Annotated in this window: 11 protein-coding genes; 9 read left to right on the top strand and 2 right to left on the bottom strand. The window is 72.0% G+C overall.

Annotation, left to right across the window (positions count from 1 at the left end; translation table 11 throughout):
- Positions 1-40: 40 nt before the first annotated feature.
- Positions 41-1,489 carry an NAD(P)H-quinone dehydrogenase gene (locus tag M4D53_RS14180; protein ID WP_025105680.1) on the bottom strand — a complete coding sequence of 483 codons (1,449 nt, stop codon included), beginning with the start codon at positions 1,487-1,489 and terminating at the stop codon, positions 41-43.
- Between the two features lie 48 nt (positions 1,490-1,537).
- Here M4D53_RS14180 and M4D53_RS14175 point away from each other — a divergent pair, with 48 nt between their 5' ends.
- The 3 genes from M4D53_RS14175 to M4D53_RS14165 are packed head-to-tail and all read left to right on the top strand — an operon-like array spanning position 1,538 to position 4,304.
- Positions 1,538-2,371, top strand: a complete 834-nt coding sequence (locus M4D53_RS14175; protein ID WP_259954625.1) for a purine-nucleoside phosphorylase — start codon at positions 1,538-1,540, stop codon at positions 2,369-2,371.
- Positions 2,368-4,038: a phospho-sugar mutase gene (locus M4D53_RS14170; RefSeq protein ID WP_259954623.1), complete on the top strand. Its 1,671-nt coding sequence runs from the start codon at positions 2,368-2,370 to the stop codon at positions 4,036-4,038. The genes M4D53_RS14175 and M4D53_RS14170 overlap by 4 nt, the downstream gene beginning before the upstream one ends.
- A 2-nt stretch (positions 4,039-4,040) precedes the next feature.
- The gene (locus tag M4D53_RS14165) at positions 4,041-4,304 is read left to right on the top strand and encodes an HPr family phosphocarrier protein (RefSeq protein ID WP_259954622.1); all 264 of its coding nucleotides are present in this window, start codon (positions 4,041-4,043) and stop codon (positions 4,302-4,304) included.
- Positions 4,305-4,307: 3 nt separating this feature from the next.
- Here M4D53_RS14165 and M4D53_RS14160 read toward each other — a convergent pair whose 3' ends face one another.
- Positions 4,308-6,230 carry a BglG family transcription antiterminator gene (locus tag M4D53_RS14160; protein WP_259954621.1) on the bottom strand — a complete coding sequence of 641 codons (1,923 nt, stop codon included), beginning with the start codon at positions 6,228-6,230 and terminating at the stop codon, positions 4,308-4,310.
- A gap of 164 nt (positions 6,231-6,394) precedes the next feature.
- Here M4D53_RS14160 and M4D53_RS14155 point away from each other — a divergent pair, with 164 nt between their 5' ends.
- Genes M4D53_RS14155 through M4D53_RS14130 form a run of 6 tightly spaced genes read left to right on the top strand, consistent with a single transcriptional unit; the run spans position 6,395 to position 11,885 of the window.
- A complete protein-coding gene (locus M4D53_RS14155; protein ID WP_187661930.1) occupies positions 6,395-6,712 on the top strand; it encodes a PTS sugar transporter subunit IIB in 318 nt (105 codons plus the stop codon).
- Positions 6,709-6,990 carry an HPr family phosphocarrier protein gene (locus M4D53_RS14150; protein WP_187661931.1) on the top strand — a complete coding sequence of 94 codons (282 nt, stop codon included), beginning with the start codon at positions 6,709-6,711 and terminating at the stop codon, positions 6,988-6,990. Before M4D53_RS14155 ends, M4D53_RS14150 begins: the two co-directional genes overlap by 4 nt.
- Positions 6,987-8,672, top strand: coding sequence for a phosphoenolpyruvate--protein phosphotransferase (gene ptsP / locus M4D53_RS14145; protein WP_187661932.1), 1,686 nt, complete (start codon positions 6,987-6,989; stop codon positions 8,670-8,672). The genes M4D53_RS14150 and ptsP overlap by 4 nt, the downstream gene beginning before the upstream one ends.
- On the top strand, positions 8,669-10,303 hold the full coding sequence (locus tag M4D53_RS14140; protein ID WP_187661933.1) for a PTS mannitol transporter subunit IIBC: 1,635 nt from the start codon (positions 8,669-8,671) through the stop codon (positions 10,301-10,303). The genes ptsP and M4D53_RS14140 overlap by 4 nt, the downstream gene beginning before the upstream one ends.
- Complete coding sequence (locus tag M4D53_RS14135) at positions 10,300-10,734, top strand: PTS mannitol transporter subunit IIA (RefSeq protein WP_187661934.1); 435 nt, start codon at positions 10,300-10,302, stop codon at positions 10,732-10,734. The genes M4D53_RS14140 and M4D53_RS14135 overlap by 4 nt, the downstream gene beginning before the upstream one ends.
- Complete coding sequence (locus M4D53_RS14130; protein ID WP_259954620.1) at positions 10,731-11,885, top strand: mannitol-1-phosphate 5-dehydrogenase; 1,155 nt, start codon at positions 10,731-10,733, stop codon at positions 11,883-11,885. The genes M4D53_RS14135 and M4D53_RS14130 overlap by 4 nt, the downstream gene beginning before the upstream one ends.
- Positions 11,886-11,901: the final 16 nt, after the last annotated feature.

Genomic DNA, 11,901 nt, shown 5'->3' with positions numbered 1-11,901 from the left:
TCTGCAGCCCGGGGTCTCGGCGATTGCGCGGGGTCTCGGGTCAGGAGATGTTCACGAGGTGCATCGCGCGGCTCGCGTCGGTGATGCTGCTCGAGAGCGAGGGGTACGCGGCGAAGACCCGGGAGACCTGGTCGACGGTGAGGCGACGCTCGACCGCGATCGCGATGGGGTAGATGAGCTCGGAGGCCTTCGGTGCCACGATCACGCCGCCGATCACGGTGCCGGAGCCCTTGCGCGCGATGAGCTTGACGAAGCCGTCCTTGATGCCCATCATCTTCGCGCGCGGGTTGGCGGCGAGCGGGAGCTTGTAGACCATGCCGTCCGCGAGGCCGTCCTCCACGTCCTTGACGCCGTAGCCGACGGTCGCGATCTCCGGCGCGGTGAAGATGTTGGAGGTGATCTTGATGAGCTCGAGCGGGATGACGATGTCGCCCAGCGCGTGGAACACCGCCGTGCGACCCTGCATCGAGGCCACCGAGGCCAGGGGGAAGAAGTTCGTGCAGTCCCCGACCGCGTACACGTTCGGCACCGAGGTGCGCGCGACGCGGTTCACGCGGACGTGTCCGGAGTCGTCGAGCTCGACACCGGCCTCCTCCAGACCGATGCCGGCCGTGTTCGGGATCGAGCCGACCGCCATGAGGCAGTGGCTGCCCTCGACAGTGCGACCGTCGGACAGGGTCACCGTGACACCGTCTCCGGTGACCTCGACCTTCTCGGCGCGCGACTTGGACAGCACCTGCATGCCGCCGCGCTTGAACACCTTCTCGAGCACGCGCGCCGCATCCTGGTCCTCGCCGGGGAGGACCTGCTCGCGGCTGGAGACGAGCGTGACCTTCGCCCCGAGGTTCATGTAGGCGGAGGCGAACTCGGCACCGGTCACGCCGGAGCCGACGACGATGAGGTGCTCGGGCAGCGCCTTCATGTCGTAGAGCTGGGTCCACGTGAGGATGCGCTTGCCGTCGGGCTTGGCGGAGTCGAGTTCGCGCGGCGAGGCGCCGACCGCGACGACGATGGTGTCGGCCTCGACGCGGTCGAAGTCCGTGCCCCGCTCGCCCGTGGAGACGACGATGGCGTTCGGACCCTCCAGACGGCCGTGACCGGAGAGGATGCGCACGCCTGCGTCGAGGAGGGTGGTGCGCATGTCCTCGGACTGCTGACCGGCCAGCGCCACGAGGCGCTTGTTCACCGCCGCGAGGTTGATGGCGATCTCCGGCTTGAGGGGCTTGCCGTTCTCGCCCTTGGCGTAGAAGTTCACGCCGAGGTCGCTGGCCTCGGAGATGGCGACCGCGGCGTCCGCCGTCGCGATGAGGCTCTTCGAGGGCACCACGTCGGTGAGCACGGCGGATCCGCCGACACCGACGCGCTCGACGAGGGTGACCTCCGCTCCGAGCTGGGCGGCCGCCAGGGCCGCCTCGTAACCGCCGGGTCCGCCGCCGAGGACGGCGACGCGCTGAGTGCGCTCGAAAGTGGTGGAAGACATGCTCTCCATTCTTCCGCAATCCTGGCACCGGAGCCTGCCACTTCCTAGAGTGGATCCATGCCTGAAACCCACAGCAACCCCCTCGACGACCCCGCTGCGAACCCGTTCGAGGTCGCAGCCGAAGCCGCCGCCGACATCGCGCGGCTGACCGGCGTCGAGAAGCACGACATCGCCCTCACGCTCGGCAGCGGCTGGGGCAAGGCCGCCGACCTCATCGGCGAGACCGTGGCGACGATCCCCGCCACCGAGGTCACCGGGTTCTCGAAGCCCGCTCTGGAGGGCCACGTCGGCACGCTGCGCAGCATCCGGACGCCCGGCGGGAAGAACATCCTCGTCATCGGTGCCCGCACGCACTACTACGAGGACCACGGCGTCCGCCGGGTCGTGCACAGCGTCCGCACCGCCGCAGCCACCGGCGCGAAGATCATGGTGCTCACCAACGGCGCCGGCGGCATCAAGGAGACCTGGAAGCCCGGCCAGCCCGTGCTGATCAGCGACCACATCAACCTCACCGCCGACTCCCCGCTGGAGGGCGCGACGTTCATCGACCTCACCGACCTCTACGCGAAGCGCCTGCGCGACATCGCCCGTACGGTCGACCCCACCCTCGACGAGGGCGTCTACACGCAGTTCCGCGGCCCGCACTACGAGACCCCGGCCGAGGTGCAGATGGCCAAGCACATCGGCGGCCACATCGTCGGCATGTCGACCGCGCTCGAGGCGATCGCGGCGCGCGAGGCCGGCATGGAGATCCTCGGGTTCTCGCTCATCACGAACCTCGCGGCCGGGATCCAGCAGACCCCGCTCAGCCACGCCGAGGTCATCGAGGCCGGACGCGAGGCGGAGCCGGTGATCTCCGACCTGCTGGCCCGGGTGGTCGAGGCCCTGTGAGCGAGGAGCGGCTCGCCCAGGCCCGCGCCTGGCTGCGCCAGGACCCCGACCCGCAGACCCGCGACGAGCTGGCCGGCATCATCACTCGCGCCGCCTCCGGGGATGAGGCCGCCACGGCGGAGCTCGACGACCGCTTCGGCAGCCGTCTCGCGTTCGGCACGGCCGGACTGCGCGGCGCCCTGGGGGCAGGAAGCAACCGGATGAACCGGGTGCTCGTCTCCCAGGCCGCGGCGGGCTTCGCGGCGTATCTGCGCGAGCGGGCCGCGGGCGCGACCCCGACCGTGGTGATCGGCTACGACGGCCGCCGCAACTCCCGGGTGTTCGCCCAGGACTCCGCGGAGCTGTTCGCCGGTGCCGGCCTGCGCGCGATCCTGCTCCCCCGCCTGCTCCCCACCCCCGTGCTGGCCTTCGCGGTGCGGCACCTCGGCGCCGACGCCGGCGTGATGGTGACCGCGAGCCACAACCCGCCGGACGACAACGGCTACAAGGTGTACCTCGGCGGCGCGGATCACGGCTCGCAGATCGTGGCTCCCGCCGACGCCGAGATCGCTGCGCACATCCAGCGCGTCGCAGACGGCGGAGACGTGCGGACCCTGCCGCGGTCCACCGCCTACGAGACCGCGGGCGAGGATCTCGTCCAGGCCTACGTCGCCGCCACCGCGGCCGTCGCCCCCGCACCCGCGGCAGGCCGCCGCCTGCGCTGGGTCTACACCGCGATGCACGGCGTCGGCTGGGAGACGTTCGCGCGCATCCTCGACGCTGCCGGCTACCCGCGGCCGATCGTGGTCGACGAGCAGCTCCACCCGGACGCGACGTTCCGCACGGTGTCCTTCCCCAACCCGGAGGAGCCGGGCGCCATGGACCTGGCGTTCGCCACGGCCCGGAGGGCGAAGGCGGACTTCATCCTCGCCAACGATCCGGACGCCGACCGGCTCGCCGTGGCCGTCCCCGACGACACCGCCGCGGACGGCTGGCGACGTCTGACCGGCAACGAGGTCGGACTGCTGCTCGGCGCCCGCGCCGCGCGTGCCGCGGCCGGAACTCCCGGAGCCTCGCTCGCGTGCTCGCTCGTCTCCTCCCCCGGGCTCGGCGCCATCGCCGCCCACCACGGGTTGGACTTCCACGAGACGCTCACCGGGTTCAAGTGGATCTCGCGGGCTCCCGGCATCGTCTTCGGCTTCGAGGAGGCCCTGGGCTACCTCGTCAACCCCGAGACCGTGCGCGACAAGGACGGCATCTCCGCCGCGGTCGCCGTGCTCGGGCTGGCCGCCGAGGCGCAGGAGCGCGGGCTGACCCTCGCCGACCTCGTCCGCGAGGTGGGCGACACGTACGGTCACTTCGCGAGCTCCCAGGTGTCGGTGCGGGTGGCTGACCTGTCGCTCATCGGCACGGTGATGCTGTCGCTGCGCTCGCTTCCGCCCACGCAGATCGGCGGACGCTCGATCGCGTCGACCGAGGACCTGCTGCAGAGCGCACCGGGGCAGCCCTCCGGGGACGTGCTGCGGTACCGGCTCTCCGACGGATCCCGGGTCATCGTGCGCCCGAGCGGAACAGAGCCGAAGCTCAAGGTCTACATCGACGCCGCAGCCGACTCCGCGGAGGGTGCGGCGGCCGCCGTCGCCGAGCTGGAGGCCGGTGTCCGGGTCCTCCTGGACGAGCGCTCCTGACCATGCCCGTCCGCCACGTCGTCGTCAGCGCCCACAACGGGGTGCACGCACGACCGGTCGCGGAGCTCGTGCGCCTCGCGCAGGCGCACGAGCTCCCGGTCACGCTGCGCACCGCCGGCGGCACGGCCGTGGATCTGCGCAGCGTCCTCGCGGTGATGGACCTCGCCCTCGCCCCCGGGGACGCCGTGACCCTGGAGACGGCGCCGGGTCCGTCGTCCGAGCGCGTCCTCGCGCAGCTCGCCCTGGTGCTCGCGCCCGACGCCTGAGTCTCAGCCGTCGATCACGGCGACGAGCTCGTCGAGGAAGCCCTCGAAGGTCACCCCGCGGCGGACGATCCGCTGCACGCTCTCCCGCTCGCTGAACACCTCGACGAGCTGCTCGAACACGGTCTGGAAAGCCGCCCTGTCGCTCTCGCTGAAGGCGGCGAGCGCGACGACCTGCACGCGTCCGTCCCCCCATGCCGCCGACCCGTCCGCGACGCCGAGCGCGATCGCCGTCCGGGTCGCGGTCATCTGCAGCGCGTGCGGCACGGCGAGCGCGTCGGTGAACGCGGTGGAGGACATGCGCTCGCGCACGATCGTGTTCTCCACGTAGTCGTCGCCGATCAGACCGGCCCGGATCAGCGGCGCGCCGAGCCGCCGGATGATGGCCTCCTCGCCCTCGTCAGGGAGCGGGTGCACGAAGGCATCGGGGTGGAAGTAGCGCGCGAGCTCCTCCCGGAGTCGGGCGAGCCGTCGACCGCGGCGCAGCCGCCCTGCGGCCTGCTGGATGCGGTCGACGTCGGCGTCCGTGAGGAACGGCTGGATGCGCACGAACCGGTCGCCGGAAGCCCCGGGTTCGATCGTGCTCAGCACGAGGTCGGTGTCGAACGACGCCCAGTCCGGGTCGACGTTGGTGACGACGCTGGTGACCTCGATCGCGGAACCCAGCGAGCGGTCCACGCTCGAACGCAGGAGTTCGTGGAGTTCGTAGTAGCCGGGGCAGACGATGGTCGCGGTGAGGATGGACTCCGCCTTGCGGCTCCGCTCCAGCCGTCCCCCGACGTGCATGGCGATGTAGGCGATCTCGTCGTCGTGGATGGGCGTGCCGAGCCGGTCGTGCAGACCGCTCGCGATCGACACCGCCACCTCGAAGATCATCGGATAGGTCGTCTTCAGCGAGCGGGTCAGCGGGTTCCGGGTGAGGGCGCTCTCCTCGGCGCGGCGCAGGAGGTTCTGCACGTGCAGCGCGAGGCGGAGCACGAACGTCTCGTCGACGAGGTCGACGCGGTAGTCCTCCGCGGCCCGCGCGATCTCCGCTCTGACCGCCGCCTCCACGTCCGGGGCGACGCCGCTGCGGGCGAGCTCCTGCGCCGCCTCGCCACCCGGCGCGACGATCCGCGTCAGGACCAGGGAGGCGAGGTGACCGCTGTCGCCCTCGCCCAGGACCACGGCGAAGTGCTCGGCGGCGAGGCCGGCGAGCACCGCTCCCACCCGCGGGATCTCCGGTCGAGCTCCCACGGGGGGTGCCTCGAGAGCACGGCCGGCGGCCACCCGCTCGGCGGCGATCGCGATGTGCAGGAGCACGTCGGCGATCGCGAGTTCGTTGACGTAGTAGCCGAGTTCGCCGAGCTCGCGCACGAGGGCCGACTTGAAGGGTCCGACCGCCTGCGCATCGACCGCGGTCCCGGAGAGGGCCCGCCGGAAGATCTCCGGGTGGAACGACGCGTCGTCCATCTCGTCGTGGGCGAGGCGGCTGAGCAGGCGGCGCTGGGCGGCCTCGTCTCCGTGGAGCCGCACCCGCTCACGGGCCCGGTCGAGCGTCAGGTCGGCCCCGTCGAGGAGACCGCGGACGCGGACCAGGTCCGCCTCCAGCGTCGCCTCGCTCACGTGCAGCGCATCCGCGGTGTCGAAGACGTCGATCCCCTCCGGCTCGTCCAGGAGCAGCCGGACGAGGGCGTGCAGCCGTTCGCGCGGGGCGGAGTCGCCGCCCTGCCGGACGCGCAGCGCGCCGCGGGCGCCGGGGCCCGCCCGATAGCCCGCGGGGCCGGACTCGACGACCGCGGCGCCCGGCGTGCGGGCGTTCAGTGCCGCGACGTAGGAGCGGATGCTCCGCGGGGTCACACCCAGGAGATCGGCCAGCGTGCCTGCGGTCGCCCAGCCCTCCTCGCGCAGCAGCGCGGCGAGGAGCTGGTCCTGACGCTGGCGCGACATGGTCCCTCCGAGTTCCCGTGCTGACGGCACTGTCCGACTGCTCTCCATGATGACAGCCTCCGGCGACACGGGCGCGGCGAGGAGCATTCCGCAGGGGCGGAAGAGAACGTGTTGGTGCCGCCGTGGTCACGTTTCCCAGACTGTTCTCAGGAAGGGTGACATCGATGAGGATTCTCGTGGTCTGCGGCGCCGGCGCGTCGAGCACGTTCGTCGCTCAGCGCCTGCGCACTGCCGCAGCGGCAGCAGGCCTGGACTGGGATGCGGGTGCCGGGGTCGAGAGCACCGTCCCCCTCGGCGGACACGACCTCGTCCTCGTGGGCCCGCATCTGCGTGAGCGCCTCGACGCCATCCGCGACCTGACCCGCGCGCCCGTCGCCGTCCTGCCGGACGACGTGTTCGCGGACCGCGACGGCGTCCGCACCCTTCTTCTCGCCCAGTCGACCCTCGCCGCCGCCGGCGGGGCCCCGAAAGGAACACCATGACCGCCACCCGCACCGTCCGCATCGGCTCCTCGCACGGACTGCACGCCCGGCCCGCAAAGATCTTCGCGCAGGCCGCGAAGGACTCCGGGCTCGCGGTCACGATCGCCAAGGACTCCGGCACGCCGGTCAACGCCGCGAGCATCCTCGGGGTGATCGCGCTGGCCATCGAGCACGGCGACTACGTGACGCTCACGGCCGACGGCGACGGCGCCGAGGGCGTACTGGACACGCTCACCGAGCTGCTGACGACCGACCACGACCAGGACGCGGCCGGATGAGCGCGTTGCGAGGCGTGGGCATCGGTCTCGGCGTCGCGCAGGGACCGGTCGTCCGCATGACCGAGGCGCTGCCCGCGCCCGAGAACGTCCCGAGCACCGCCGGGGCCGATGCCGAGCGCGCGCGGGTCCGCGAGGCCGTCGCCGTCGTCGCGCAGGAGCTGACGCAGCGTGGCGAGGCCGCCGGCGGCGCCGCGCAGGAGGTGCTGGAGGCGCAGGCGATGATCGCCGAGGACCCGACGCTGCAGGACGAGGTCGACGCGAGGATCGATGCCGGGGCCACCGCGGAATGGGCCGTTCACGACGCCTTCGCGGGCTTCCGGGCCACGCTCGAGGCCGTCGGCGGCTACCTCGGCGAGCGCGCCGCCGACCTCGACGACATCGCGCAGCGGGTGCTGGCCCGGCTGCGCGGGGTGGACGCCCCCGGCGTGCCCGATCCCGGGCACCCGTTCGTCCTCGTGGCACGCGACCTCGCGCCCGCTGACACGGCGCTGCTGAACCTCGACCAGGTGCTCGCCCTCGTCACCACCGACGGCGGCCCCACCTCCCACACGGCGATCCTCGCCAGGGAGAAGGGCATCGTGGCTGTGGTCGGCGTCGGCGACGGGCACGCGCTGACGACCGGGGAGACCGTGATCGTCGATGCCGCCGCAGGCGTCATCACCCGCGAACCGACCGCCGAGGAGCGCAGCCGCGCCGCCGAGCGCGCCGCGGCCAGACTGGTCGCGGACGACGCGCCGCTCACGCCCGGTGCGCTCGCCGACGGCACACCGGTCGCCCTCCTCGCGAACCTGGGGAAGCCCGCCGACGCCGCCGACGCGGTCGCACGCGGGGCCGAGGGCGTCGGGCTGTTCCGGACCGAGTTCCTGTTCCTCTCCGCGTCGCAGGCGCCGACCGTGGCCCAGCAGCGGGAGTCCTATCGCGAGCTCCTGGGGGCATTCCCCGGCAAGAAGGTCGTCGTGCGGATGCTCGACGCAGGGGCCGACAAGCCCCTGGCCTTCCTCAACGACGCGCACGAGGAGAATCCGGCCCTGGGGTTGCGCGGTCTGCGGGCTCTCCGCGCGAGCGAGGACATCCTCCGCGAGCAGTTGACCGCGCTGGCCGAGGCCGACGCCGCGACCGACGCCGATCTCTGGGTCATGGCGCCCATGGTGGCCACCGTCGAGGAGACCGTGTATTTCACAGGCCTCGCCCGCGAGTACGGCCTGAAGACGGCCGGCGTCATGGTCGAGGTGCCGTCCAGCGCCCTGCTCGCCGACCGCGTCCTCGCCCACGCCGACTTCGCGTCCATCGGCACCAACGACCTCACGCAGTACACGATGGCCGCGGACCGGCTGCTCGGCTCGGTCGCCTCGTTCCAGGACCCCTGGCACCCCGCGGTGCTGCGGCTGGTGCGCGAGGTCGGCACGGCCGGTGCCCGCCTCGGCAAGCCGGTCGGCATCTGCGGCGAGGCCGCGGCCGACCCGCTGCTCGCGGTCGTCCTTGTGGGGCTCGGTGCGACGAGCCTCTCCATGGCGCCGTCCGCCCTCGCGGACGTCCGCCAGGCGCTCGCCGCCCGCACTCGCGACGACGCCCTCCGCCTCGCGGAAGCCGCGCTCGCCGCGGACGACGCCCCCTCCGCCCGCACCGCTGCGGCGACCCTCGCCGCGGCACTCCCCCCTCATCAGAAAGAGACCACATCATGACGACGACGTCACCCGCCGCCACCGCCCCCGGTGGCCTCCGCGTGGGCGTGCAGCGTTTCGGCACGTTCCTCTCCGGCATGATCATGCCGAACATCGCGGCCTTCATCGCCTGGGGCTTCATCACGATGCTCTTCATCCCGAAGGGCTTCTTCGGCGCCGAGAGCCCGTTCGGCTGGCACTGGGCCGGCGTCGCCGAGATCATCGGCGGCGGCGGCGACTCCGCCGTCCTCGGCTGGCAAGGCGCGATGACCGCGGTCGCCGAAGGCGCAGACGGCAACATCCTGGCCTACGTGGGCCTGGTCGGCCCGATGGTCACCTACCTGCTGCCCCTCCTGATCGCGAACACGGCCGGCCGCATGGTCTACGGCGAGCGCGGCGGCGTGGTCGCCACGATCGCGACCGTCGGTGTGATCGTCGGCACGAACATCCCGATGTTCCTGGGCGCGATGATCATGGGCCCGATCGCCGCTTGGATCATGAAGCAGGTCGACAGGCTGTGGGACGGCAAGATCCGCCCTGGCTTCGAGATGCTCGTCAACAACTTCTCCGCCGGCATCCTGGGCATGCTCCTCGCCATCGTCGGGTTCTTCGCCTTCGGTCCGGTCATGCTGGGCATCAGCGCCGCGCTGGGCGCCGCCGTCGACTGGCTCGTGTCGCTCAACCTGCTGCCGCTCGTGTCGATCATCGTCGAGCCGGCCAAGGTGCTGTTCCTCAACAACGCCATCAACCACGGCGTGTTCACCCCGCTGGGGATCGAGCAGGCTGCGGAGACGGGCAAGTCGATCCTCTTCCTCATCGAGGCGAACCCCGGCCCCGGCCTCGGCCTGCTGCTCGCCTTCACCTTCTTCGGGGTCGGCGCCGCGAAGGCCTCGGCTCCCGGTGCCGCCATCATCCAGTTCTTCGGCGGCATCCACGAGATCTACTTCCCGTACGCTCTCAGCAAGCCGACCACGATCCTCGCGCTCATCGCGGGTGGAGCGGCCGGCGTCACCACGAACATGGTCCTCGGTGGCGGACTGGCCTTCCCGGCCGCCCCGGGCAGCATCATCGCCGTGACCGCCGCGGCCATCGGCCCCGGCGTCGCCAACCTCCTCGTGGTGTACCTGTCGGTCATCATCGCCGCGACGGTGACCTTCCTCATCACCGGCGTCATCCTGCGGGCCTCGCGCAAGCGCGACCTCGCCGCCGAGGGCGACACGTTCGGTGCGGCCATCGCGCAGACCGAGGCGAACAAGGGCAAGTCGTCCGCGGCGATGGACGCCCTGCGCACCTCGACCGCGACGGCGGCACCGGAGTCCACGCCCGCTCCCGCCACCACTGCGGTCGCGGCGGCCCCGATCGAGACCATCGTGTTCGCGTGCGACGCCGGTATGGGCTCGTCCGCCATGGGCGCCAGCGTGCTGCGGAACAAGCTGAAGAAGGCCGGCATCGAGGGCATCACCGTCACGAACGCCGCCATCGCCAACCTCGACGGCGCCGCCGACGTGGTCATCACGCAGCAGCAGCTCACCGACCGGGCCACGGCGAAGTCGCCGGACTCCCTGCACGTCTCGGTGGACAACTTCATGAACTCGCCGAAGTACGACGAGGTCGTCGAGATGGTCAAGGAACAGCGAAAGGACGAAGAATGAGCGTTCTCACAGCCGAGCAGGTCCGCATCCACCCGGGAGGCGCGTCGCGGGACGACGCGCTCCAGGAGGCGACGGACATCCTCGTCGCCGCCGGTGCGGTGACCCCGGCGTACGTCGATGCGATGCGTCAGCGCGAGGAGACCGTGTCGACGTACATGGGCAACGGCCTGGCCATCCCGCACGGCACGAACGAGGCGAAGGACACGATCCTGGCGTCCGCGCTCTCCGTCGTCCGCTACGACGGCGGCGTCGACTGGGACGGCGAGCAGGCGAGGTTCGTGATCGGCATCGCCGGCGTCGGCGATGAGCACCTGGACATCCTGTCCCGCATCGCGATCCTCTTCTCGGAGGAGGACGACGTCGCCCGGCTGGAAGCGGCGGCGACGCCGGACGAGCTGTTCGCTCTCCTCTCGGAGGTGAACGAGGGATGAAGGCAGTCCACTTCGGGGCGGGCAACATCGGGCGCGGTTTCGTCGGCCTGCTCCTGCACGAGGGCGGGTACGAGGTCGTGTTCAGCGACGTCGCCGACGCACTCGTGGAGGCGATCGACCGGGCGGACTCGTACACCGTGCACGAAGCCGGACCCGGAGGGACCGACCACGTCGTCTCCGGGTTCCGTGCGGTGAACAGCCGCACGGACCCCGCCGTGGTCGCGGAGGAGGTGGCGACGGCCGACGTCGTCACGACCGCCGTCGGCCCCACCGTGCTGCGGTTCGTCGCCCCGTCGATCGTCGCCGGGCTCGCGCTGCGCTCCCCCGAGGCCGCGCCGCTGCAGGTGATGGCCTGCGAGAACGCCATCGGCGCCACCGATCAGCTGCGGCAGGAGATCGTCGCGGCGGCGGGGCCGGATGCCGACGTCCTCCTCGCGCGTGCGGTGTTCGCGAACACCGCCGTCGACCGCATCGTCCCGGCGCAGCCGGACGGTGGGGGCATCGACGTCACCGTCGAGCCGTACTTCGAGTGGGCGATCGAGGCCCGGCCGTTCGGCGACACCCCGCCGCGCATCCCCGGCGCCCATTTCGTCGACGACCTCGCGCCGTACATCGAGCGCAAGCTCTTCACGGTGAACACCGGTCATGCCGCCACCGCGTACTTCGGTGCACGGGCGGGCATCGAGCGGATCTCGGACGCCCTCGCGGACGACGCGATCGCCGCGCAGGTGTCGGCCGCCCTCGAGGAGACCTCGGCGGTGCTGGTCGTCGAGCACGGGCTCGACCCCGCAGACCTCGCGCAGTACCGTGCGACCATCCTGGAGCGGTTCCGGAACCCGGAGCTCGTGGACACCGTGCAGCGCGTCGGCCGTCAGCCCCTGCGGAAGATCTCCCGGCACGAGCGGTTCATCGGCCCCGCGGCGATGGCAGCCGAGCACGGACTGCCGACGGATGCCCTGGTGGCCGCCGTCGCCGCCGCGCTGGAGTTCGACGACGCCGCCGACGAGCAGTCGGTCGAGCTGCAGACCCTTCTGCGCACGGAGAACGCGGCGGGCTTCACCGTCCGCACCACCGGCCTCGATCCGGAGCACCCGCTCTTCCCCGCCGTCCGCGACGCCGTGGCCCTCCGTCAAGCGGCGCTCGCCGGTTGAGGGACGCGGCGTCGGG

This window comes from Microbacterium meiriae (assembly GCF_025143875.1).
Classification (GTDB): domain Bacteria; phylum Actinomycetota; class Actinomycetes; order Actinomycetales; family Microbacteriaceae; genus Microbacterium; species Microbacterium meiriae.
Note: the sequence above shows the minus strand (reverse complement) of the source record. Positions and strands in the feature narration are given on the sequence as shown.

Excerpts from the sequence above, each read along its gene's own strand:
- M4D53_RS14180 (WP_025105680.1), bottom strand. The coding sequence starts at position 1,489 with ATGGAGAGCATGTCTTCCACCACTTTCGAGCGCACTCAGCGCGTCGCC.
- M4D53_RS14175 (WP_259954625.1), top strand. The coding sequence starts at position 1,538 with ATGCCTGAAACCCACAGCAACCCCCTCGACGACCCCGCTGCGAACCCG.
- M4D53_RS14135 (WP_187661934.1), top strand. The coding sequence starts at position 10,300 with ATGAGCGTTCTCACAGCCGAGCAGGTCCGCATCCACCCGGGAGGCGCG.
- M4D53_RS14140 (WP_187661933.1), top strand. The coding sequence starts at position 8,669 with ATGACGACGACGTCACCCGCCGCCACCGCCCCCGGTGGCCTCCGCGTG.
- M4D53_RS14130 (WP_259954620.1), top strand. The coding sequence starts at position 10,731 with ATGAAGGCAGTCCACTTCGGGGCGGGCAACATCGGGCGCGGTTTCGTC.
- M4D53_RS14150 (WP_187661931.1), top strand. The coding sequence starts at position 6,709 with ATGACCGCCACCCGCACCGTCCGCATCGGCTCCTCGCACGGACTGCAC.
- M4D53_RS14165 (WP_259954622.1), top strand. The coding sequence starts at position 4,041 with ATGCCCGTCCGCCACGTCGTCGTCAGCGCCCACAACGGGGTGCACGCA.
- M4D53_RS14155 (WP_187661930.1), top strand. The coding sequence starts at position 6,395 with ATGAGGATTCTCGTGGTCTGCGGCGCCGGCGCGTCGAGCACGTTCGTC.
- ptsP (WP_187661932.1), top strand. The coding sequence starts at position 6,987 with ATGAGCGCGTTGCGAGGCGTGGGCATCGGTCTCGGCGTCGCGCAGGGA.
- M4D53_RS14160 (WP_259954621.1), bottom strand. The coding sequence starts at position 6,230 with ATGTCGCGCCAGCGTCAGGACCAGCTCCTCGCCGCGCTGCTGCGCGAG.